The sequence below is a fragment of the Saccharothrix sp. ST-888 genome, assembly GCF_000955975.1.
GTDB lineage: Bacteria > Actinomycetota > Actinomycetes > Streptomycetales > Streptomycetaceae > Kitasatospora.
This window is the reverse complement of the sequence record NZ_JYJF01000310.1, coordinates 1-778: the sequence shown is the minus strand read 5'-3', so window position 1 is coordinate 778 and position 778 is coordinate 1. Positions and strand designations below refer to the sequence as shown.

1 protein-coding gene is annotated in these 778 nt (G+C 72.0%); it reads right to left on the bottom strand.

Annotated features, from left to right (window positions below; translation table 11 throughout):
* Nucleotides 1-778 (bottom strand): acyltransferase domain-containing protein (locus tag UK12_RS32815; RefSeq protein ID WP_045306861.1); only part of this gene is annotated, 778 nt, incomplete at both ends.

Here is a 778-nt window from a genome sequence, read left to right as displayed (position 1 = left end):
CTTGGTGTCGAACGCGTAGGTGGGCAGCGGCACCCTGCGCGGCTTGCGGTGTTCGTGCAGCGCGGACCAGCGGACCGGTGCGCCGTTGACCCAGAGCCGTGCCAGCGACTCCCGCGCCACCTGGACGTCGTCGCGGTCCTCGCGGGCGTGCCGCATGGAGGGCAGCAGGATCCGCTCGCGGGCCTCCGGGTGGTCGGCCACCATCATCCTGGCCGCGGCGCCGGGCCCGACCTCCAGCAGCACGGCGTCGGGCTCGTCTCGCAGGAGGGTGGACAGGCCGGCGGAGAACCGCACGGTGCTGCGGATGTGCTGAGCCCAGTAGGAAGCGCTGGTGGCCTGCTCCGCCGTGATCCAGTCGCCGGTCACGTTCGACACGAACCGGATACGGGGCGCCTTCAGTTCCAGCCGCGCGATCTCCCGCTCGAACTCCGCCAGCATCGGTTCCATCATCGGGGAGTGGAAGGCGTGCGAGGTGGCCAGCCGTCGGTGCCGCACGCCGCGCTCGGTCAGTGCCGCGGCCACCCGGTCGATCGCCTCGTGGGTGCCGGAGAGCACCGTCTGCCGCGGGCTGTTCACCGCTGCCAGGACGCAGTCGTCGGTCACGAACGCCGTCACCTCGGCCTCGCCGAGCGACACCGCCAGCATCGCGCCCGGGGCCTGCTGCTGCATCAGCTTGCCTCGTAGGCAGGTGATGTGGAGGGCGTCGTCGAGGGTCCAGACGTCGGCGAGGGTGGCGGCGACGAGTTCGCCGAGGCTGTGGCCGATGAGGGCGTGGGGT